The sequence below is a fragment of the Janibacter sp. CX7 genome (assembly GCF_024362365.1).
In the GTDB taxonomy this organism is placed as follows: Bacteria; Actinomycetota; Actinomycetes; order Actinomycetales; family Dermatophilaceae; genus Janibacter.
This window is the reverse complement of the sequence record NZ_CP101464.1, coordinates 1,769,493-1,791,907: the sequence shown is the minus strand read 5'-3', so window position 1 is coordinate 1,791,907 and position 22,415 is coordinate 1,769,493. Positions and strand designations below refer to the sequence as shown.

The window sequence follows — 22,415 nt, the reverse complement described above, 5'->3', positions numbered from 1 at the left end:
CGGCTGCTCAGACCTCGTAGCTGCCGGTGCGGACCGTCTCGACCGCATCGGGCGGGCCGATGAGCTCGACCTCCGCGACCGCCTGCCGGCCGTAGCCGAAGAGCAGGATCTCGCCGGGTCGGCCGTGGATCTCGACGACCGGGCCGTTGCCCGAGCCGACCTTCGTGCGCCGCTTGGCGGTGACGAGGGCGAGGTCGACCCCCTTCGCACTGCGGAAGAGCATCCGGCCCATGAGGCCCAGGCGGTCACCGAGGGCCGAGGTCATCTCGCTGCTGAGGGTGCGCCGGGGCGCGCCGAGCTGCGCCCGCAGGACGTCCTCGTGGTGGATGAACATCTCGACGAGGTTCATCTGCTCGTCGACGGCCGGCACCCGCGCCGGGTGCAGGCGCGGCGGCCCCTGGCGCAGCCGCTCGACGAGGTCACCGAAGTCGTGCTTCGCCAGCAGGCCGGCCATCGCGGCCTCGGTGCGGCCGGCCAGCGGAGCGGCGAAGATCCCCGCGGCCAGGTCCGGGCGCCCCTCGCGGACGAGGAGGTGGGCCAGCAGGTCGGCGCTCGTCCACGTGCCGCACAGGGTCGGCACGTCGGGGCCGACCTCGAGGAGGGTGTCGCACAGGGCGAGGCGCTCGGCGCGTGCATGGCGGATCACGTGGGCCTCCTCGGCCGGTGGACGGTCTGTCTGACGTCGCAGGGTAACCCCGGGCACCTCGGCGACGCGACGCGAGCGAGTGCCAGAATGCGGGGGTGTCCACCCCTTCGACCTCGCCCCTGCCCCCCGAGATCGCCGACCGGCTGAGCCGGGACCCCGCCGGTCTCGTCGCCGCGATCGTCCAGCAGCACGACACCCGAGAGGTGCTCATGCTCGGCTTTATGGACGACGAGGCCCTGCACCGCACGCTGACGAGCGGTCGGGTGACCTTCTGGTCCCGCAGCCGGCAGGAGTACTGGCGCAAGGGCGACACCTCGGGCCACGTGCAGCACGTGCGCTCGGTCGCCCTCGACTGCGACGGCGATGCCCTCCTCGTGCAGGTCGACCAGGTCGGCGCGGCCTGCCACACCGGCGACCGCACCTGCTTCGACGCCGGCGACCTCGGTGCGAGCGTGGGGGCGACGGCGTGACGGCACCGCAGACGGAGGTGCCAGACCTCACCCCCGGACGCACCTGGCCCGACCTCGACACCTTCAGCGTCCTCGCCCGGGACCGTCGGGTCGTGCCCGTCGTGCGACGCCTCGTCGCCGACGGCGAGACCCCGGTCGGCGTCTACCGCAAGCTCGCGGGGGACGCGCCCGGCACCTTCCTCCTCGAGTCGGCCGAGCACGGCGGCGTGTGGTCGCGGTGGTCGATCATCGGCGCGCAGAGCCGCGCGACGCTCACCGAGCGCGACGGGCAGACGCACTGGATCGGCGAGCCGCCCGTCGGCGTGCCCACCGACGGCGACCCCACCGCTGCGCTGCGGGCGACCCTCGAGGCCCTGTCGACCGACCCCATCGACGGGCTGCCGCCCCTGACCGGCGGCATGGTCGGCGCGATCACCTACGACGCCGTGCGCCGGTGGGAGCGGGTGCCGAGCGAGCTGCCCGACGTGCTCGGCGTGCCCGAGCTCGGCATGGTCCTCGCCACGGACGTCGCCGTCCTCGACCACAGCGACGGCTCGCTCCTGCTCGTGGCCAATGCGATCAACTACGACGACACCGACGAGCGGGTCGAGGAGGCCTGGCAGGACGCCGTCGCCCGACTCGACGCGATGACCGAGCGGCTCGCGGCCCCGGCCCCGAGCACGGTCGCGACCGTCGACCCGGAGGCAGCGGCCGCGGCCCGCAGGGAGGTCGAGAGCGACGTGACGGTCGAGCGCTTCGAGGAGATCGTCGAGCAGGCCAAGGAGGACATCCGCTCCGGCGAGGTCTTCCAGGTCGTGCTGTCGCAGCGCTTCAGCACCCCCTGCCCCGTCGATGCGCTCGAGGTCTACCGCGCGCTGCGGCGGTCCAACCCGAGCCCGTACATGTACTTCGTGCGGCTGCCGCACCCCGACGGGTCGGTCTACGAGGTCGTCGGCTCCTCGCCGGAGGCGCTCGTCAAGGTGACCGGCCGCCGGGCGATCACCCACCCCATCGCCGGCACCCGTCCCCGGGGCAAGACCCCGGAGCAGGACCTCCAGCTCGAGGAGGACCTCATCGAGGACCCCAAGGAGCGAGCCGAGCACCTCATGCTCGTCGACCTCGGCCGCAACGACCTGCAGCGGGTCTGCTCAGCCGGCACCGTCGAGTGCGTCGAGTTCATGAACCTGCGCCGCTACAGCCACGTCATCCACCTCGAGTCGACCGTCGTCGGCGAGATGGCGAAGGGGGTCAACGCCTTCGACGTCCTCGTGGCCACCTTCCCCGCCGGCACGCTCTCGGGTGCGCCCAAGCCGCGCGCCCTGCAGCTCATCGAGCACTACGAGCGCAGTCGCCGCGGGGTCTACGGCGGGGTCGTCGGCTATCTCGACTTCCACGGCGACATGGACATGGCCATCGCCATCCGCACCGCGCTCGTCAAGGACGGGCGGGCCCACGTGCAGGCCGGTGCCGGCATCGTCGCCGACTCGGTGCCGAGCCTCGAGCAGGAGGAGACGGTGCACAAGGCCGGGGCCGCGCTCGCCGCGGTCGCGTCCGCGCGCGCCGTGCGACCCGTCGGGGGTGCCTCGTGAGGCTGCTCACCCGCAAGCCCGTCGTCGTCCTGCTCGCCATCGCGGCCGGGATCGTCCTGCTCGCCGCCGGTCGCGCCGACTGGATCACCGGCACCGTCGACGGTGTCGCCGGCCCGGTGCGCAGCAGCGCCACCGGCTCGGAGGCCGCCCCGGGTCTCGCCGGCATCGCGCTCGTCGCCATGGCCGCGGCCATCGCCGCCACGACCTCGGGCCGGATCGCCCGCTGGATCTGCCTCGCCGTGCTCGGCCTCGTCGCCGCCGGGGTCGTCGCCCTCTCCCTGAGGGCCGTCCTCGACGCTCCCGCGGTCCTCGGGTCCGTCGCGGCCACCCACTCCGGCGGGACCGGCGCCCTCGAGGCGACCGGATCGGCGACGACCTGGCCCTGGGTCGCCGTCGTCGCGGCCGGGCTCCTCGCGATCTCCTGCGTCGGCGGGGTCGTCGGTGGTCGTCGGTGGGGCGGTCTCGGCGGCAAGTACGAGCGCCCGGGCGGCGACCCGGACGCCGGTGACGTCAGCGGGGCGCGCGGGGAGCGGGTCGCCTCCGACTGGGACCGGGTCACCCTCGGGGACGACCCGAGCGTCGACTAGCCTGTCGGCATGCCCAGCGTCCTCGACCAGATCATCGACGGCGTCCGTGAGGACCTGGCCGGGCGCGAGGCGCAGACGTCGCTCGAGCGCCTGCAGCGCCAGTGCGACGGACTGCCCGCCCCACGCGACGCCGAGGCGCTCCTGCGGCGCCCCGGCCTGAGCGTCATCGCGGAGGTCAAGCGCTCCAGCCCGAGCAAGGGCGCCCTCTCGGACATCCCCGACCCGGCGGCGCTCGCGAGCGCCTACGCCGAGGGTGGGGCGAGCGCGATCTCCGTGCTCACGGAGCAGCGCCGCTTCGGCGGCAGCCTCGACGACCTCGACGCCGTCCGCGCCGCCGTCGACCTGCCGGTCCTGCGCAAGGACTTCATGGTCAGCGAGTACCAGATCTGGGAGGCGCGGGCCCACGGCGCCGACATCATCCTGCTCATCGTCGCCGCGCTCGACGACCGGCGCCTGGCCGACCTCATGGGCCTGGCCGGCAGCCTCGGCCTGACCGCGCTCGTCGAGGTCCACGACGAGGCCGAGACGACCCGCGCGGTGGACGCCGGCGCCACCGTCATCGGCGTCAACAACCGCAACCTCAAGACGCTCGACGTCGACACCGACACCTTTGCCCGCCTCGCCCCGCTCATCCCCCCTTCGTGCGTCCGGATCGCCGAGTCCGGCGTCACGGGACCGCAGGAGGCCGAGCTCTTCGCCCGGGCCGGGGCCGACGCGATCCTCGTCGGCGAGGCTCTCGTCGTCGGCGGAGACCCCGCCGGCGGGGTGCGCGCGATGATCGCCGCAGGCCAGCAGTGACGACCGGAGGACCCATGACCGACCAGACCACCCCCGAGCCCGCGGCGGGCCGCTTCGGCCGCTTCGGCGGGCGCTACGTCCCCGAGGCGCTCATCCCGGCGCTCGAGGAGCTCGACGAGGCCCGGCAGAAGGCCGCCGTCGACCCCGAGTTCGTCGACGAGCTCGCCCGGCTGCACCGCACCTACACGGGCCGGCCGAGCATCATCACCGAGGTGCCGCGCTTCGCCGAGCACGCCGGTGGCGCCCGGATCATCCTCAAGCGCGAGGACCTCAACCACACGGGCAGCCACAAGATCAACAACGTGCTCGCCCAGACGCTGCTCACCAAGCGCATGGGCAAGACCCGGGTCATCGCCGAGACGGGCGCCGGGCAGCACGGTGTCGCGACGGCGACCGCCGCGGCCCTCATGGGCCTGGAGTGCACCGTCTACATGGGCAAGGTCGACACCGAGCGGCAGGCGCTCAACGTCGCCCGCATGAAGATCCTCGGCGCCGAGGTCGTCGCGGTCGAGCACGGCAGCGCGACCCTCAAGGACGCGATCAACGAGGCCATGCGCGACTGGGTGACCAACGTCGAGCACACCCACTACGTCCTCGGCACGGTGACCGGCCCGCACCCCTTCCCCGAGATGGTCCGTGATTTCCACAAGATCATCGGCGAGGAGGCCCGTGAGCAGGTGCTCGAGCTCACCGGGCGCCTGCCCGATGCCGTCATCGCGTGCGTCGGCGGCGGGTCCAATGCCATGGGCATCTTCCACCGCTTCGTCGGCGACGAGGGCGTCCGCCTCGTCGGCGTCGAGGCCGGCGGCGAGGGCATCGAGACCGGTCGGCACGCCGCGCGCTTCGCGACGGCCGAGCCGGGTGTCCTCCACGGGGCGATGAGCTATCTCATGCAGGACGACGAGGGCCAGACCCTCGAGACGCACTCGATCTCCGCGGGCCTGGACTACCCGAGCGTCGGCCCCGAGCACTCCCACCTGCGCGACTCCGGCCGGGCCGAGTACCGCTATGCCACCGACGAGCAGGTGATGCACGCCTTCCAGCTGCTCTGCCGCACGGAGGGCATCATCCCGGCGCTCGAGTCCTCGCACGCGTTGGCGGCAGCCCTCGAGGTGGGTCGCGAGCTCGGCCCCGAGGCGCTGCTCCTGGTGAACCTCTCCGGCCGGGGCGACAAGGACATGCACACGGCGGCGCAGTGGTTCGGCCTCGTCGACGACGAGGAGGGACAGGCATGAGCGCGCTGCAGGGTGTCTTCGAGCGGTGCCGGGCCGAGGGGCGTGCGGCGCTCATCGGCTACCTGCCCGTCGGCTACCCCGACGTCGAGGGATCGATCGCGGCCGTGGCCGCGCTCGCCGAGGCCGGCGCCGACATCGTCGAGGTCGGCATGCCCTACAGCGACCCGGTCATGGACGGCCCGGTCATCCAGCGCGCCGCCACCGAGGCCCTCGCGAAGGGAATCCACGTCGACGACGTCTTCCGGGCCACCGCCGCCGTGCGCGGCGCGGGTGCCGTGCCGGTCGTCATGTCCTACTGGAACCTCGTGCTGCGCCGCGGCGTCGACCGCTACGCCGCCGACCTCGCGGCCGGGGGCGGCGCCGGCATCATCACGCCCGACCTCGTGCCCGAGGAGGCGGGGGAGTGGATCGAGGCGAGCGACCGTCACGGCCTCGACCGGATCTTCCTCGTCGCCCCCAGCTCGACGCCCGAGCGGCTCGCGACGGTGACCGCTGCGTGCAGCGGCTTCGTCTACGCCGCCTCGACGATGGGCGTCACCGGAGCCCGGGGCGCCGTCGGCTCGGCGGCGCCGGGCCTCGTCGAGCGCGTGCGCGCCGTCACCGACCTGCCCGTGTGCGTCGGCCTGGGCGTCGGCACGGGTGCCCAGGCGGCCGAGGTCGCCTCCTTCGCCGACGGGGTCATCGTCGGCAGCGCGCTCGTGGCCACCCTGCTCGACCGCGGCCGTGACGAGGGGCTCGCCGCGCTGCGGGAGCTGACCGCCGAGCTCGCCGAGGGCGTGCGGGGCCGGGCGTGAGCCGGGCCGCCCTGCGCGACCACGTCGGGCTGCTCGCCCGGCTCGTCCTCGGGGTCGTGCTCGTCGTCGCCGGCGCGCTCAAGGTCGGCAACCCGCTCGGCGCGGCCCGGGCCGTGCAGGCCTACGACGTCCTGCCCTTCGAGCTGGCGCGCTGGATCGGCTATGCCCTGCCGTGGGTCGAGATCGTCGTCGGCGTGCTGCTCGTCCTCGGGCTCTTCACCCGGGTGTGCGCGGTCATCGGGACCGTGCTCATGCTCGCCTTCGTCATCGGCATCGCGCAGGCGTGGGCCCGCGGGCTGAGCATCGACTGCGGCTGCTTCGGAGGCGGCGGTCAGGTGGCTCCCGAGCAGACGAAGTACGGTCGCGAGATTGCGCGCGACCTCGGCCTCGCCGTGTGCGGGGCATGGCTGGCCATCCGGTCGAGATCGACCTGGAGCCTCGACCGGCTCCTCTTCGGGGACAAGGAGATGCAGTGAGCACCAACGACCGCAAGGCCAAGGCGCAGGCCGCCGCCCGGGGCACCGGGGGCGGCGCCAACGTCATCGTCGTCGCCGGCATCGTCGCCGTCCTGGCGATCGCCCTCGTCGTGGGCGGTGTCATCTGGGCCAGCCGCGACGGCGGCGGCTCGGGCGGCGGCGCGAGCCAGCTGCCCGACGGCGTGACGAAGGGGGAGCCCATCGAGCCCTTCGCCTCGGCGAAGCCGGCCGAGGACGCCCCGGTCGTCGATGTCTACGAGGACTTCCGCTGCCCGATCTGCCGGACCTTCGAGTCGTCGATGGGCGACTCGATCAACGAGCTGGCCAAGGACGGCAAGATCCGCCTGCGCGTCCACCTCAAGACGGTCATCGACACCAACACCGGCGGCGACTCGTCGGCCGTCGCCGGGTCGAGCGCCGTCTGCGCCGCGGACCAGGGGAAGTGGGAGGAGTACCACCAGGCGCTCTTCGCGCTGCAGCCCGAGGAGGAGACCCGCGAGGGCTTCCCGACGAGCGACTACACCAAGGCGGCGAAGGAAGCCGGGCTCTCGGGGGACGCCATGTCGTCATGGCAGCAGTGCACCGACAAGGAGACCTACGTCGACTACGTGCAGAGCGTCGACGACCAGAGCGTCAAGGACGGGATCACCGGCACGCCGGTCATCGAGGTGGAGGGCACCCAGCTCAACTGGGGGTCGCTCCTCGACCAGGGCTCCATGACCGCCGACACCCAGCGCCTCGAGGAGATTCTCACGAGTGGCAAGGTCCCGCAGGACCTGGTGGCCACCCCGTGACGACTCCGGCGCTCCTCCCTTCGCCCACCGTCGGGGTCCTCGAGCTGGGGCCGCTGACGATCCACGCCTACGCCCTGTGCATCCTCGCGGGCATCGCCGCGGCGATCTGGATCGGTGACCAGCGTCTGCGCGCCCGCGGGGGCGAGGAGGGTGCGGTCCTCGACGTCGCCATGTGGGCGGTGCCCTTCGGCATCGTCGGCGGCCGGATCTACCACGTCATCACCACGCCCCAGCCCTACTTCGGCGAAGGGGGGCACCCTCTCGACGCCCTGAAGATCTGGGAGGGCGGGCTCGGCATCTGGGGTGCGGTGGCGCTCGGCGCCGTCGGTGCCTGGATCGGCTGCCGGCAGTTCGGGGTGTCCTTCCTCACCTTCGCCGACGCCGTGGCGCCCGGCATCCTCGTGGCCCAGGCCATCGGCCGGTGGGGCAACTGGTTCAACAACGAGATCTACGGCCCCGAGACCGATCTGCCGTGGGGCCTGGAGATCCATCGCTGGGCGGGTGGTCGCGCGGCGGTCGACGCGGCGGGGGACCCGATCGTCCTGGGCACCTTCCACCCGACCTTCCTCTACGAGTCGCTCTTCCTGCTCGTCCTCGCCATCGTGATCATCGCCGTCGACCGGCGGGTGCGGCTGGCGCCGGGGCAGGTCATGGCCCTCTACATCGCGGGCTACCCCGTGGGGCGCTTCTTCATCGAGATGCTGCGCACCGATGCCGCGAACACGATCCTGGGACTGCGCGTCAACATCTGGACGAGCCTCGCCGTCTTCGTCCTCGGTGTGGTTCTGTACATCGTCCTCGGCCGGCGCGCACGCTCGGGCGAGGAGACGAATATCTCAGATAGTGAGAAGTCGCCTCTCAGTAGGTAAGACAGGCGCTGTTACACTTCCACTCGCCGTGGCCGTCGACGTCCGCGGATGCCCCTGAAACAGGTACCCGTCGACCCGGCACCGGAGTCCCGGGTACCTCCCCGAACCTTCACACCCGAGGACGGTGACCGACGTGACCGATGTGTCCTTCTCCCCTTATGAGCGCTGGTCCGCCCTGCCGCCCGACACCGGTCTCTACCGCCGTGACACCGAGAAGGACGCCTGCGGCGTCGCCATGGTCGCCACGATGCGCGGTCACGCCGGTCACGACATCGTCGACCACGCCCTGCTCGCCCTGACCAACCTCGAGCACCGTGGCGCCACCGGCGCCGACCCGCTCGTCGGAGACGGTGCCGGCATCCTCAGCCAGGTCCCCGACCGGTTCTTCCGGGAGGTCGTCGACTTCGAGCTGCCCGAGGCCGGGCACTACGCCGTCGGCACCGCCTACGTCCCGACGGACGCGGCCGAGCGCGAGGCGATGACCCAGCGCATCGACGAGATCGTCCGCGAGGAGGGCCTGCAGGTCCTCGGCTGGCGTCAGGTGCCGGTGGAGCGAGAGATCGTCGGCCAGATGGCCCGCGACTGCATGCCCGACTTCTGGCAGCTCTTCGTCGCCGCCCCCGGCGGCGAGGTCTCCGGCCTGACCCTCGAGCGCCTCGCCTTCGTCGCCCGCAAGCGCGCCGAGCGCGAGACCGGCGTCTACTTCGCCTCGCTGTCGGCCCGCACGATCGCCTACAAGGGCATGCTGACCACCGCGCAGCTCGAGCCCTTCTACCCGGACCTGTCGGACGAGCGCTTCGAGAGCGAGCTCGCGCTCGTCCACTCGCGCTTCTCGACCAACACCTTCCCCAGCTGGCCGCTCAGCCACCCCTTCCGGTTCATCGCGCACAACGGCGAGATCAACACGGTCAAGGGCAACCGCAACTGGATGCGGGCGCGCGAGTCCCTGCTGAGCAGCGACATCATCCCCGGCGACCTGCAGCGGATCATGCCGATCTGCGCCCCGGAGGCGTCGGACTCGGCGTCCTTCGACGAGGTGCTCGAGCTGCTCCACCTCGGTGGCCGCTCGCTCCCGCACGCCGTGCTGATGATGATCCCCGAGGCGTGGGAGAACCACGCGACCATGCCGCAGGAGCTCAAGGACTTCTACGAGTTCCACTCCATGTTCATGGAGCCCTGGGACGGCCCGGCCTGCGTGACCTTCACCGACGGCAGCCTCGTCGGCGCGGTCCTCGACCGCAACGGCTTGCGTCCCGGTCGCTACTGGGTCACCGACGACGGCCTCGTCGTCCTCGCCTCCGAGTCGGGCGTGCTCGACCTCGAGCCCGAGCACGTCGTCCAGAAGGGGCGTCTGACGCCGGGCCGCATGTTCCTGGTCGACACCGCCGCCGGGCGGATCGTCGAGGACGCCGAGATCAAGGGCCAGCTCGCGGCCGAGCACCCCTACGGGCAGTGGCTCGACGAGGGCCGGATCATGCTCGGCGACCTACCGCCGCGCGAGCACATCCTGCACACGCCGGCCTCCGTCGCCCGCCGCCAGCAGACCTTCGGCTACACGCAGGAGGAGCTGAAGATCCTGCTCACGCCCATGGCGGAGAAGGCCATGGAGGCGCTCGGCTCGATGGGCACCGACACCCCGGTGGCGGTCCTGTCGGAGAAGCCGCGGCTGATCTTCGACTACTTCACCCAGATGTTCGCCCAGGTGACCAACCCGCCGCTCGACGCGATCCGCGAGGAGCTCGTCACCGCGCTCGGCACGGCGATCGGCCCGGAGGGCAATGTCCTCGATGCCGACCCCGACCACGCCCGCCAGGTCGTCCTGCCCTTCCCCGTCATCGACAACGACGAGCTGGCCAAGATCGTCCACATCGACGCCGACGGCGAGCTGCCGGGCAAGGCGACGCACGTCGTGCGCGGTCTCTACGACGTGACCGGGGGAGAGGAGGCGCTGCGCGCCACCCTGACCCGGATCTGCACCGAGGTCTCCGACGCGATCGCCGAGGGCGCCCGGTTCATCGTGCTGTCCGACCGCGACTCCGGTCGTGACCTCGCGCCGATCCCGTCGCTGCTGCTCACCTCGGCCGTGCACCACCACCTCATCCGGGAGCGCACGCGGACCCAGGTCGGCCTGATCGTCGAGACCGGTGACGTCCGCGAGGTGCACCACGTCGCGCTGCTCATCGGCTACGGCGCCGCCGCGGTCAACCCCTACCTGGCCATGGAGTCCGTCGAGGACATGGTCCGTCGCGGGGTCATCACCGCTGTCGACGAGGAGACGGCGGTCCGCAACCTCATCAAGGCGCTCGGCAAGGGCGTGCTCAAGGTGATGTCGAAGATGGGCATCTCCACCGTGGCCTCCTACCGCGGCGCCCAGGTCTTCGAGGCGCTCGGCCTGAGCCAGGAGCTCGTCGACGAGTACTTCACCGGCACGGTGAGCCAGCTCGGCGGCATCGGTCTCGACGTCATCGCGGCCGAGACCGCGGCCCGGCACGCGCGGGCCTACCCGCCGGAGGGCATGCGCCCGCCGCACCGGGTCCTCGAGGTCGGTGGCGAGTACAAGTGGCGTCGCGAGGGCGAGCCGCACCTCTTCGACCCGGAGACGGTCTTCCGTCTCCAGCACTCCACCAGGGCGCGGCGCTACGACATCTTCAAGCAGTACACCGACCGGGTCAACGAGCAGTCCGAGCGGCTGATGACCCTGCGCGGGCTCTTCGCCCTCGCTGACGACCGCCCGTCGATCCCCATCGACGAGGTCGAGCCGGTGAGCGAGATCGTCAAGCGCTTCTCCACCGGTGCGATGAGCTACGGCTCGATCAGCCGCGAGGCCCACGAGACCCTCGCGGTCGCGATGAACCGCCTCGGTGCCCGCTCCAACACGGGTGAGGGGGGCGAGGACCTCGAGCGCCTCATGGACCCCGAGCGTCGCAGCTCGATCAAGCAGGTCGCTTCGGGCCGCTTCGGCGTCACGTCGGCCTACCTGACCAACAGCGACGACATCCAGATCAAGATGGCCCAGGGCGCCAAGCCGGGCGAAGGGGGGCAGCTCCCGGGCCACAAGGTCTACCCGTGGGTCGCGAGCACCCGTCACTCGACCCCGGGTGTCGGCCTGATCAGCCCGCCGCCGCACCACGACATCTACTCGATCGAGGACCTGGCGCAGCTGATCCACGACCTGAAGAACGCCAACCCGCAGGCGCGCGTGCACGTCAAGCTCGTCAGCGAGATCGGTGTCGGGACGGTCGCGGCGGGCGTGAGCAAGGCGCACGCCGACGTCGTGCTCATCTCGGGTCACGACGGCGGCACCGGTGCCTCGCCGCTCACCTCCCTCAAGCACGCCGGTGGTCCGTGGGAGCTCGGCCTCGCGTCGACCCAGCAGACCCTCGTGCTCAACGGCCTGCGCGACCGCATCGCGGTGCAGGTCGACGGGCAGATCAAGACCGGCCGCGACGTCCTCATCGGCGCGCTGCTCGGTGCCGAGGAGTTCGGCTTCGCGACGGCACCGCTCGTCGTCAGCGGCTGCATCCTCATGCGGGTGTGCCACCTCGACACCTGCCCGGTCGGCATCGCGACGCAGAACCCCGAACTGCGCGAGCGCTACTCGGGCCAGCCGGAGTTCGTCGAGACCTTCTTCGAGTACATCGCCGAGGAGGTGCGTGAGCTGCTCGCCGAGCTCGGCTTCCGCACCCTCGACGAGGCCATCGGCCGGGTCGACCTGCTCGACACCCGCAAGGCGGTCGAGCACTGGAAGGCCTCGGGTCTCGACCTGGGCCCGATCTTCGCCAAGGTCAGCTCCTTCGACGGCTCGGGCGTGCGCCACGCGCGGGCCCAGGACCACGGCCTCGACAAGGCGCTGGACCACGAGCTCATCGCGGCGGCGCAGCCGGCCCTCGAGGGTGGCGAGCACGTCGCGGCGGAGTTCGCGGTGCGCAACGTCAACCGCACGCTCGGGACGATGCTCGGCCACGAGGTGACCAAGCGGCACCCGGAGGGCCTGCCCGACGGCACGATCGAGCTGACCCTCACCGGCTCGGCCGGTCAGAGCCTCGGCGCCTTCCTGCCCGCAGGCATCACCGTGACGATGGTCGGCGATGCCAACGACTACGTCGGCAAGGGCCTGTCCGGTGGTCGCATCATCGTGCGGCCCCCGGAGGACGCGAAGTACGTCGCCGAGGACAACGTCATCGCCGGCAACGTCATCGGCTACGGCGCCACCTCGGGCGAGATCTTCCTCCGTGGTGTCGTCGGCGAGCGCTTCTGCGTCCGCAACTCCGGCGCCACCGCCGTCGTCGAGGGCGTCGGCGACCACGGCTGCGAGTACATGACCGGTGGCACGGTCCTCGTCCTCGGGCCGACCGGCCGCAACTTCGCGGCCGGCATGTCCGGGGGCAATGCCTTCGTGCTCGATCTCGACGAGTCCCTCGTCAACCCCGAGCTCGTCGATGTCACCCCCCTTCGCGAGGGCGACCGGGAGGTCGTGAGTGGTCTGCTCCAGCAGCACCTCGAGCGCACCGGCTCCGCCGTCGCCCAGCGTCTGCTCGACGAGGGTGGTGCGGGCCTGGACCGCATCAAGCTCGTCCTGCCCCGCGACTACCAGCGCGTCCTCGACGTGCGGGCGGACGCCGAGGCCGAGGGCCTCGACGTCGACGGCTCCGTCGTCTGGGACCGGATCATGGAGGCTTCCCGTGGCTGACCCGCACGGCTTTCTCAACACCCGCGAGCGCGAGCTCCCGCAGCGTCGCCCCGTCGACGTGCGCATCAAGGACTGGAAGGAGGTCTACGAGGAGCAGGAGCGCGGCCAGCTGCAGCGCCAGGCCGGCCGCTGCATGGACTGCGGCATCCCCTTCTGCCACTCGGGCTGCCCGCTGGGCAACCTCATCCCGGAGTGGAACGACCTCGCCTGGCGCGGCGACTGGCACGACGCCATCGAGCGGCTGCACGCGACCAACAACTTCCCGGAGTTCACCGGTCGCCTGTGCCCGGCGCCCTGCGAGACCGCCTGCGTGCTCGGCATCAACCAGCCGGCCGTGACGATCAAGCAGATCGAGGTGCGCACGATCGAGGAGGCCTTCGGCCGCGGCGACGTGCCCCCGCAGATCCCCGACCGGCTCACCGGCAAGACCGTTGCGGTCGTCGGCTCGGGCCCGGCCGGCCTGGCCGCGGCCCAGCAGCTGACCCGCGCCGGTCACACCGTGGCCGTCTACGAGCGCGCGGACGCCCCGGGCGGCCTGCTGCGCTACGGCATCCCGGAGTTCAAGATGGAGAAGCGGGTCCTCGACCGGCGCATCCAGCAGATGACCTCCGAGGGCACCCGATTCCGCTCCGGTGTCGACATCGGCAACGAGATCACCGGCCAGCAGCTGCGGGACCGCTACGACGCCGTCGTCCTCGCGATCGGTGCGACCGTGCCCCGCGACCTGCCGGTCCCGGGCCGGGAACTCGACGGTGTCGTCCAGGCGATGGACTTCCTCCCGCCGGCCAACCGGGTCGCGCTCGGCGAGGAGGTCGAGGGCCAGGTCACCGCCGAGGGCAAGGACGTCATCATCATCGGTGGCGGCGACACCGGCGCCGACTGCATCGGCACCTCCATCCGTCAGGGCGCGAAGTCCGTGACGAGCCTGGAGATCATGCCGCAGCCGGGCACGGAGCGTCCGGGCAGCCAGCCGTGGCCGACCTACCCGATGCTTTTCCGCGTCGCCTCGGCGCACGAGGAGGGCGGCGACCGGGTCTACGCCGTGTCGACGACCGAGATCATCGGCGACGACGAGGGCAAGGTCTCCGGCCTGCGCCTGACCGAGGTCGAGCGCACGGACCAGGGCTTCGAGCCGGTCGAGGGCACCGAGCGGGTCCTGCCGGCCCAGCTCGTCCTGCTCGCCATGGGCTTCCTCGGCCCCGACCCCGAGGGTGTCGTGGCGCAGCTCGGGCTCGAGACCGACGAGCGCTCCAACATCGTGCGCGGCAAGGACTACCAGACCGGTGTCCCGGGCGTCTTCGTCGCCGGTGACGCTGGCCGCGGGCAGTCGCTCATCGTGTGGGCGATCGCCGAGGGCCGCGCCGCAGCCAACGGTGTGGACACCTATCTCATGGGCCGCTCGCAGCTGCCGCGCCCGATCAACCCCACGGACCGTCCGCTCGTCGTCTGAGCCGGCACGGCCGACGAAGGGGATGACCGTCTCGGCGGTCATCCCCTTCGTCCGTGGTGACGTCGCGGTCATAGGGTGGTGACATGCGTCGCGCCAAAATCGTGTCCACCCTCGGTCCCTCGACATCCACCCCCGAGCGCATCCGTGAGCTGGTCTCGGCCGGCATGGACGTCGCCCGGCTCAACCTCTCGCACGGCGAGTACGCCGTCCACGAGGCCAACTACCGCAGCGTGCGCGAGGCGAGCGACGCGACCGGCCACGCCGTGGGTGTGCTCGTCGACCTGCAGGGGCCCAAGATCCGCACCGGGCGCTTCGCCGACGGTCCGATCACCCTTGCCGCCGGCGACCACTTCACCATCACCACCCGGGACGTGCCCGGTGACCAGGAGGTCGTCGGCACGACCTATGCCGGGCTGGCCGGTGACGTGAGCGCGGGCGACACGATCCTCGTCGACGACGGCAAGATCACCCTCGCGGTCCACGACGTCGACGAGACCGACGTGCGGTGCGTCGTCGTCTACGGCGGCCCGCTGTCGGACAACAAGGGGATCAACCTGCCGGGTGCCGCGGTGAGCGCGCCGGCGCTGTCCGACAAGGACGAGCAGGACCTGCGGTGGGCGCTCGGCCTGCGAGCCGACTACATCGCGCTGAGCTTCGTGCGCTCGGCCGACGACATCGCCCGCGTGCACGAGATCATGGACGAGGTCGGCGTGCGCCTGCCCGTCATCGCCAAGATCGAGAAGCCGCAGGCCGTCGAGGCCCTCGAGGAGATCATCGACGCCTTCGACGGGATCATGGTCGCCCGCGGCGACCTCGGCGTGGAGCTGCCCTTGGAGCAGGTGCCGCTCGTGCAGAAGCGGGCCGTCGAGCTGTGCCGGCAGAAGGCCAAGCCGGTCATCGTGGCCACCCAGGTGCTCGAGTCGATGATCGACAACTCGCGACCCACCCGCGCCGAGGCCTCCGACGCCGCCAATGCCGTCCTCGACGGTGCCGACGCGTTGATGCTGTCGGGGGAGACCGCGGTGGGCAAGTTCCCCATCGAGGTCGTCAAGACGATGTCCAAGATCATCGAGACGACCGAGGAGGAGGGCCTGAGCCGCATGCGCGACCTCATGGCCCCGCCGACCACCCAGGGTGGGGTCATCGCGGCAGCGGCGGCCGAGACGGGGGAGGCCCTCGGGGTCAAGTACCTCATCGCCTTCACCCAGCTCGGGGGATCGGCCCGGCGACTGGCGCAGGTGCGCTCCGGCCTGCCGATGCTCGCCTTCTCCCCGGTGCAGGACACCCGGTCGCAGCTCTCGCTCGTGTGGGGCATGCAGACCTTCCTCACCCCGCCGGTCACCCACACCGACCAGTACGCGCTGATGGTCGACGAGCAGCTGCTCGACCTCGGCTGGGTCGAGGAGGGCGACCGGGTGGTCATCGTCGCCGGCTCGCCGCCCGGCGTGCCGGGCTCGACCAATGCCCTGCGCGTGCACCGCATCGGGGACGCGCGCAACAAGACGGCCGTGGCCTACCGCGACGGGCACGAGCCGCCTACGGGGGCGCTGCCCGGCGGCATGGGCTGAGTCGGGGGTCACGCCTCCCGATCGGTATGCTGACCACGCCCCGGCCGGGGTGGTGGAATGGCAGACACGGAGCACTCAAAATGCTTTGCCCGCAAGGGCGTGCGGGTTCAAGTCCCGCCCTCGGCACCACAGCACAACCAACCACGAAGGGTGCAGCATGACCGCGCAGACCGACTCCCCCCAGGGGCAGCGAGTGCTGCTCGCCGAGGACGAGGCGCTGATCCGCCTCGACCTCGCCGAGATGCTCACCGACGCCGGCTACGACGTCGTCGGTCAGGCGAGCAACGGCGAGGAGGCGGTCTCGCTCGCCGAGTCGCTGCAGCCCGACCTGATCATCATGGACGTCAAGATGCCGGTGATGGACGGGCTGCAGGCGGCCGAGACGATCGGCGAGAAGCGCATCTGCCCGGTGATCATGCTCACCGCCTTCTCCCAGAAGGAGCTCGTCGAGCGGGCCCGTGACGCGGGCGTCATGGCCTACATCGTCAAGCCCTTCACCGTCTCCGACGTCACGCCGGCCATCGAGGTCGCGACCTCGCGCTGGGCCGAGCTCAAGGCCCTCGAGTCCGAGGTCGCCGACCTCGGGGAGCGGCTCGAGACGCGCAAGGCGGTCGAGAAGGCCAAGGGCGTGCTGATGAAGAAGCTCAAGATCAGCGAGGCCGAGGCCTTCCGCTGGATCCAGAAGACCGCCATGGACCGCCGCCTCGGCATGCGCGAGGTTGCCGACGCCGTCGTCGCCGGGATGGACAAGGCCTGACCCGACCTCCCGGGGCACGCGCCCCGGTACGGCGTCGGGCTCCCGGCCCGGCGCCTCAGCCCAGCGTGATGACCAGCTGGGTGAGCAGCGGCGCCACGAGCAGGGCCGGCAGCATGTCGCCGACCGGGATCTGGCGGATCTGCAGCAGCCGCAACGAGATCCCGACGAGCACGAGCCCTCCCGTGGCCGTGAGGGCGGCGATGTGCGCCTCCGGCAGGAGGGCGCCGAGCGCGACGCCGAGCAGGGTCAGCGACCCCTGGACGACCGCGACGCTCACCGCCGACATGAGCACCCCGATGCCGAAGGTCGAGGCGAAGGCGAGGCTGGCGAAACCGTCGAGCACCGACTTGAGCGCCAGCTTGTCGATGCCGCGACCGAGCCCGTCGTCGAGGCTGCCGAGGATGGTGAGCGGCCCGACGCAGAAGAGCAGGCTGGCGGTGAGCCACCCCTCGACGAAGCGCTCCCGACCCGCGGCGTCGTCGCGCCGCGACCCGACGAAGGCCTGCACCCGCCCCGCGAGCAGCTCGAGCCGCTCCTCGATGCGCAGCAGCGAACCGCAGATGCCGCCGACGAGCAGCGAGCCGAGGACGATGAGCACCGGCGCGCCGGAGCCGACGGCGTCGGCTAGGGCCGGGGAGGTCACGTCCATGGCCGACAGCCCGGCCATGAGCAGCGTCACCAGGCCGAGGCAGTCCGTGACCACCTGCCGGGTGTGCCCGGGCAGGCGCCCGCCGACGGCCATGCCGGCCAGCGAGCCGGCGACCACCGCGAGCACGTTGATGACCGTGCCCGCACCGATGAAGTCCACGTCGTCGCCCTTCGCTCAGCTGCCGGGGTCACGATAGACGCCGATCGTGCCCTCGCGGTGCTCGAGGGGGATCGTCGCGACCTGCCGGGCTCCGGCCGGGACGTCGTCGGCGAGCTCCGGCTCCGCGGTGTCGGTGAGCAGGACGACGTCGGTGCCCTCCGGTGCCGTGCCGGCCCACAGGTGCTCGGCGTCCTCGGCGAAGGGCCACGGCGTCAGGTAGTGCGGCTGCCAGCCCTGCCGGTGAGCCTGCCACGCGACGGCCGGCGAGGCGCTCAGGGTGGGCACGAAGCCCAGGCCGTTGATCTGGACGTGTCGCCCCTCGCCCGGGCCGAGGTCGTCCGCCGTGGCGGTCGCCACGCGGGTGATCGACGTGTACTCGGCCCAGGCCGGTTGCAGCGCAAGGACGCTCGCGGCGACCCCGCCGGCCACGAGGCCGGCCCCGAGGGGGCGGGCGATGCGCAGCGGCAGTCGCGGCGTCGCCGACTCGAGGTAGGCCAGAACGCGCCAGGCGAGGGCGCACCACGTGAAGGCCGCGACCGGCAGCCAGGTGACGACCCAGTAGGGCGCGAGCGGCCACTCCGGCAGCCGGGAGGCCGTGGCCAGCATCCCGAGGTTGGCGACGAGGGCGACCCGGGCCGGCCAGGCGCTGCTCGCACGCCCTTGGGGGACGCGGTAGCCGGTGGCGATGACCGCGAGGAGGACGAGGAGCCCGATGCCCAGGACCGTGGCGAAGCCGCCACCGTCGACGAGCAGGTCGGGGGAGTTGCGGCGGAAGCCGCCGGGGCCCGGAGCGATGAGGTCGAGGTGCCCGATGCCGGCCGCGAGACCGATGGGATCACCGGTGCCGGAGGTGGCCCAGCGCACGAGCTGGCTGAGGTTGTTGGGGTGGTGCACGACCAACTCGACGAGACTCGGCAGCCACACGAGCACCCCGAGTCCGAGGGCCCACCGGTGCGCCGTGCGGTCACCCGGGTGCCGTCGTCGACGGGTCCGGGCGAGGCGTGGCCGCAGCACGAGGCCGGTGGCCAGCGCGGCGAGGGCCACTGCGAGCGGCAGGAAGGCCAGGTTGGACTGGGCGATGAGCGAGACGGCGACGACGAAGGGAGGCAGCGCCCGGCGATCGTCCTGCGCCAGCGCCCACAGCAGGAGGAGGGCGAGGAAGGTCGGCAGCAGCGGGGCGTAGGGGTTGAAGGGACGGAACATCCCTTCGGCTCCGATGGCCCACTGGGTGAGCAGGACGCCGGAGGCGAAGACGGCGACCCCGAGGTCGCCACCGAGCCGACGGGCCCACACGACGGACAGCACGGAGGCGGTCGCCGCGACGAGGGCACCGCCGACGACGGGGCCGGCGGCCGAACCGCCGGCGAGGGCGAGCGGGAGCGCGAGCAGGTAGAACTGCAGCGGGCCGAGGTGGTGGGTCGCGAGGGACTGGTCGCCGCCGTCGCCGGAGGTGCTGCGCATGCCGGTGACCGGCAGGTGCCCGTCGAGGATGCCGGCGGTGCGCAGCGCGACGGTCGCGTCGTCACCGGTCGGCTGCCAGCCGTGGGCGATGGCCTGGACGGCGGCCGCGACGGGGGCGACGAGAACGGCCAGGATCGCGACCGCGACGAGCCGGTCGGTCGTCGTCCACCCGCGGGGGTCGAGTCGCTCCGGCAGGTCGGCGAGACGACGAAGGGGGGCGTCCTTGCGCGGTCCCAAGCGTCAGGCGCCCGGCGCCGCGGCACGCAGGATGCAGGTGATGCGCGAGGTGCAGGTGCGCCGGCCGGAGTCGTCGACGATCGTCACCTCGTAGCAGGCCACGCTGCCACCGAGCGTCACCGGGACCGCCGTGCCGGTGACCCAGCCCTCGCGGGCGGCCCGGTGGTGGGTGGCGTTGATGTCGAGACCCACGGCGATCTTGCCGAGGGTGTGGGCGTGCAGGGCAGATCCGATGGATCCGAGGGTCTCCGCGAGGACGACGCTCGCGCCCCCGTGGAGGATCCCGTAGGGCTGGGTGTTGCCCTCGACCGGCATCCGGGCCACGATCTTGTCCGCCGCGGCCTCGAGGACCTCGATGCCCATGCGCTCGGCGAGGGCACCCCGGTGCGCGGAGAGGGCTTCGCCCTCCAGCGTCGGCGCAGCGGGACGGTCGGGGGACTGGGTCATCAGGCTCTCCTGCGGAGTGGGGTCGGACGTCTCGGGTCAGCCTGCCACGGGGGCGGGTCGTCGGTGCAAACACCTAGGGTGTGCCGTGTGAGTCGACTACTGCTGCTGGACGGACACTCCCTCGCCTACCGCGCCTTCTTCGCGCTGCCTGCCGAGAACTTCTCGACGAGCACGGGCCAGCACACCAACGGCGTCTACGGCTTCGTCGCCATGCTCATCAACGTCCTGCGCGACGAGGAGCCCACGCACGTCGCCGTCGCCTTCGACGTCTCCCGCGCGACCTTCCGCAGCGAGGAGTACGCGGAGTACAAGGCCGGTCGCAGCGCGACCCCCGACGCCTTCTCCGGGCAGATCCCGCTGCTCAAGGAGGTGCTCGACGCGCTCAACATCACGCACGTCGAGCTCGAGGGCTTCGAGGCGGACGACATCATCGCGACGCTGGCGACCCAGGGGCGCGAGGCCGGCATGGACGTGCTCATCTGCTCCGGTGACCGCGACACGCTCCAGCTCGTCGACGAGCGCACGACGGTCCTCTACCCGCGCAAGGGTGTCTCCGACCTCGTGCGGATGACGCCGGAGGCGGTCGCCGACAAGTACGGGGTCGGGCCCGATCGCTACAGCGATCTCGCCGCGCTCGTCGGCGAGGCGAGTGACAACCTGCCCGGGGTCCCCGGCGTCGGCCCCAAGACGGCGGCGAAGTGGATCAACGCCCACGGCGACCTGCAGGGCATCGTGGCCTCGGTCGACCAGATCGGCGGCAAGGCCGGCCAGTCGCTGCGCGACCACCTCGACCAGGTCCTGCGCAACCGTCGGCTCAATGCCCTGCTGCGCGACGTCGACCTGCCCGTCGGCGTCGACGACGTCGCCCGGCGCGAGTGGGACCGCGAGCAGGTCCACACCCTCTTCGACAGCCTCGAGTTCCGGGTCCTGCGCGACCGGCTCTTCGCGACCTTCGACACCCAGGAGTCGGAGGTCACCGGTGGGGTCGAGGTCGACGGCCGGGTGCTCGGTGCCGGCGAGGTCGGCCCCTGGCTCGAGGAGCACGGCACCGACCGGCTCGGCGTCGACGTCGTCGGTGAGTGGGGCCGGGGCGGCGGCGAGGTGCTCGGGCTGGGGCTGGCCACGGTCGCGGGCGAGGCCGCCCACGTGCCGGTCACCGACCTCGCCCCCGACGACGAGTCCGCCTTGCGCACCTGGCTCGCCGACGCCGAGCGACCCAAGGTCATGCATGACGCCAAGGGCCCGATGCTCGCCCTCGCCGCCTCCGGCCTGCCGCTCGACGGACTGGCCGTCGACACGGCCATCGCCGCCTATCTCGTGCGCCCCGACCAGCGTTCCTACGACCTCGCCGACCTCGCCGTGCGCCACCTCGGCCGCGACCTCACCGCAGGTGCGGAGGAGTCCGACCAGGGCATGCTCGACTTCTCCGGCGACGACTCCGAGGCCGGCCGCTCGTCCATGGTCCGCGCAGCGGCGGCCGTGGAGCTGGCGCCCGTCCTCGAGGAGCTCGTCGAGGAGACCGGCGGCACCCACCTCATGCGTGAGGTCGAGCTGCCCGTCGTCGGGGTCCTCGCCGCCATGGAGGCAGCGGGCATCGCCGTCGACAGCGACGCGCTCACCGGCCTCGAGGCCGTCTTCGCCGACAAGGTCGCGACCGCCCAGGCCGACGCGTGGGCCGCCATCGGTGACGAGCAGATCAACCTCGGCTCGCCCAAGCAGCTGCAGACGGTGCTCTTCGAGACCCTCGGGCTGCCCAAGACCCGGCGGACCAAGACCGGCTACACGACCGACGCGGACGCGCTGGCCGACCTGTACGCCAAGACCGAGCACCCCTTCCTCGAGGCGCTGCTGCGCCACCGCGACGCCACCCGCCTGCGGGTGACGGTCGAGGGTCTGATCAAGTCGGTGGCCGACGACGGCCGCATCCACACGACCTACCAGCAGACCATCGCCGCCACCGGACGACTCTCGTCGACCGACCCCAACCTGCAGAACATCCCGATCCGCACCGAGGAGGGCCGGCGCATCCGCGAGGTCTTCGTCGTCGGGCCGCAGCACGAGTCGCTCATGTCCGCCGACTACAGCCAGATCGAGATGCGGGTCATGGCCCACCTGTCGGGCGACGAGGGGCTCATCGAGGCCTTCCGCACCGGTGAGGACCTGCACCGCTTCGTGGGCGCGCGGGTCTTCGGCGTCGAGCCGCAGGACGTGACGAGCGAGATGCGCAGCAAGGTCAAGGCGATGTCCTACGGCCTCGCCTACGGGCTGAGCGCCTTCGGCCTGAGCAAGCAGCTGGGCATCTCGACGGGCGAGGCGAGCGACCTCATGGACGAGTACTTCGTGCGGTTCGGCGGGGTGCGTGACTACCTCGAGGAGGTCGTCGACCGGGCCCGGGCCACGGGCTACACCGAGACGATGCTCGGTCGGCGCCGCTACCTGCCCGACCTGACGAGCGACAACCGTCAGCGTCGGCAGATGGCCGAGCGGATGGCGCTCAACGCGCCGATCCAGGGCTCCGCGGCCGACATCATGAAGCTCGCGATGCTGCGTGTCGACCGGGAGCTCGGCGCGGGTGACCTGCGCTCCCGCGTGCTCCTGCAGGTGCACGACGAGCTCGTCATCGAGATCGCGAGCGGTGAGGCCGAGGCCGTGGAGGCCCTCGTGCGCGAGCAGATGGGCGCGGCCGTCGAGATGGACGTCCCGCTCGACGTCTCGGTGGGGCTCGGGCGCAGCTGGCACGACGCCGCCCACTGACCGGCG

At 72.0% G+C, this 22,415-nt stretch carries 18 protein-coding genes and 1 tRNA gene; 15 read left to right on the top strand and 4 right to left on the bottom strand.

Features of this window, described 5'->3' with window-relative positions:
* Positions 1–7: 7 nt before the first annotated feature.
* Positions 8–646, bottom strand: coding sequence for a TIGR03085 family metal-binding protein (locus NMQ01_RS08730; protein ID WP_255183559.1), 639 nt, complete (start codon positions 644–646; stop codon positions 8–10).
* Between the two features lie 95 nt (positions 647–741).
* Here NMQ01_RS08730 and hisI point away from each other — a divergent pair, with 95 nt between their 5' ends.
* The 14 genes from hisI to NMQ01_RS08660 all read left to right on the top strand — a co-directional run bounded on the left by hisI (position 742) and on the right by NMQ01_RS08660 (position 16,702).
* Complete coding sequence (hisI, locus tag NMQ01_RS08725) at positions 742–1,116, top strand: phosphoribosyl-AMP cyclohydrolase (protein WP_255183558.1); 375 nt, start codon at positions 742–744, stop codon at positions 1,114–1,116.
* Positions 1,113–2,684: an anthranilate synthase component I gene (locus NMQ01_RS08720; RefSeq protein ID WP_255183557.1), complete on the top strand. Its 1,572-nt coding sequence runs from the start codon at positions 1,113–1,115 to the stop codon at positions 2,682–2,684. Before hisI ends, NMQ01_RS08720 begins: the two co-directional genes overlap by 4 nt.
* On the top strand, positions 2,681–3,271 hold the full coding sequence (locus NMQ01_RS08715) for a Trp biosynthesis-associated membrane protein (RefSeq protein WP_255183556.1): 591 nt from the start codon (positions 2,681–2,683) through the stop codon (positions 3,269–3,271). The genes NMQ01_RS08720 and NMQ01_RS08715 overlap by 4 nt, the downstream gene beginning before the upstream one ends.
* A 9-nt stretch (positions 3,272–3,280) precedes the next feature.
* Positions 3,281–4,069: an indole-3-glycerol phosphate synthase TrpC gene (trpC, locus tag NMQ01_RS08710; protein WP_255183555.1), complete on the top strand. Its 789-nt coding sequence runs from the start codon at positions 3,281–3,283 to the stop codon at positions 4,067–4,069.
* Positions 4,070–4,083: 14 nt separating this feature from the next.
* Entirely contained in the window at positions 4,084–5,304 is a 1,221-nt protein-coding gene (trpB, locus tag NMQ01_RS08705) for a tryptophan synthase subunit beta (protein ID WP_255183554.1), read from the top strand.
* Positions 5,301–6,098, top strand: a complete 798-nt coding sequence (gene trpA, locus NMQ01_RS08700) for a tryptophan synthase subunit alpha (RefSeq protein ID WP_255183553.1) — start codon at positions 5,301–5,303, stop codon at positions 6,096–6,098. Before trpB ends, trpA begins: the two co-directional genes overlap by 4 nt.
* Complete coding sequence (locus NMQ01_RS08695) at positions 6,095–6,574, top strand: MauE/DoxX family redox-associated membrane protein (protein WP_255183552.1); 480 nt, start codon at positions 6,095–6,097, stop codon at positions 6,572–6,574. Before trpA ends, NMQ01_RS08695 begins: the two co-directional genes overlap by 4 nt.
* Positions 6,571–7,368, top strand: a complete 798-nt coding sequence (locus NMQ01_RS08690) for a thioredoxin domain-containing protein (protein ID WP_255183551.1) — start codon at positions 6,571–6,573, stop codon at positions 7,366–7,368. Before NMQ01_RS08695 ends, NMQ01_RS08690 begins: the two co-directional genes overlap by 4 nt.
* Positions 7,365–8,237: a prolipoprotein diacylglyceryl transferase gene (gene lgt / locus NMQ01_RS08685; RefSeq protein WP_255183550.1), complete on the top strand. Its 873-nt coding sequence runs from the start codon at positions 7,365–7,367 to the stop codon at positions 8,235–8,237. The genes NMQ01_RS08690 and lgt overlap by 4 nt, the downstream gene beginning before the upstream one ends.
* 124 nt (positions 8,238–8,361) lie before the next feature.
* Positions 8,362–12,927: a glutamate synthase large subunit gene (gene gltB / locus NMQ01_RS08680; protein ID WP_255183549.1), complete on the top strand. Its 4,566-nt coding sequence runs from the start codon at positions 8,362–8,364 to the stop codon at positions 12,925–12,927.
* Positions 12,920–14,377, top strand: a complete 1,458-nt coding sequence (locus tag NMQ01_RS08675; RefSeq protein ID WP_255183548.1) for a glutamate synthase subunit beta — start codon at positions 12,920–12,922, stop codon at positions 14,375–14,377. Before gltB ends, NMQ01_RS08675 begins: the two co-directional genes overlap by 8 nt.
* 83 nt (positions 14,378–14,460) lie before the next feature.
* Complete coding sequence (gene pyk / locus NMQ01_RS08670) at positions 14,461–15,945, top strand: pyruvate kinase (protein ID WP_255183547.1); 1,485 nt, start codon at positions 14,461–14,463, stop codon at positions 15,943–15,945.
* 43 nt (positions 15,946–15,988) lie between these two features.
* Positions 15,989–16,074, top strand: a tRNA-Leu gene (locus NMQ01_RS08665).
* 28 nt (positions 16,075–16,102) lie between these two features.
* Positions 16,103–16,702 (top strand): ANTAR domain-containing response regulator, encoded by a 600-nt coding sequence (locus NMQ01_RS08660; protein WP_255183546.1) that lies wholly within the window; start codon positions 16,103–16,105, stop codon positions 16,700–16,702.
* 55 nt (positions 16,703–16,757) lie between these two features.
* On the opposite strand, the gene NMQ01_RS08655 is transcribed toward NMQ01_RS08660, so the two are convergent.
* From NMQ01_RS08655 to NMQ01_RS08645, 3 genes are read right to left on the bottom strand one after another with little or no spacing between them, the layout of a single operon-like run.
* Positions 16,758–17,510: a DUF554 domain-containing protein gene (locus NMQ01_RS08655; RefSeq protein ID WP_255183545.1), complete on the bottom strand. Its 753-nt coding sequence runs from the start codon at positions 17,508–17,510 to the stop codon at positions 16,758–16,760.
* Positions 17,511–17,525: 15 nt separating this feature from the next.
* Complete coding sequence (locus NMQ01_RS08650) at positions 17,526–19,208, bottom strand: hypothetical protein (protein WP_255183544.1); 1,683 nt, start codon at positions 19,206–19,208, stop codon at positions 17,526–17,528.
* Between the two features lie 3 nt (positions 19,209–19,211).
* Complete coding sequence (locus tag NMQ01_RS08645; RefSeq protein WP_255183543.1) at positions 19,212–19,655, bottom strand: hotdog fold thioesterase; 444 nt, start codon at positions 19,653–19,655, stop codon at positions 19,212–19,214.
* Positions 19,656–19,742: 87 nt separating this feature from the next.
* On the opposite strand from NMQ01_RS08645, the gene polA reads away from it, so the two are divergent.
* Positions 19,743–22,409, top strand: a complete 2,667-nt coding sequence (polA, locus tag NMQ01_RS08640; RefSeq protein WP_255183542.1) for a DNA polymerase I — start codon at positions 19,743–19,745, stop codon at positions 22,407–22,409.
* Positions 22,410–22,415: the final 6 nt, after the last annotated feature.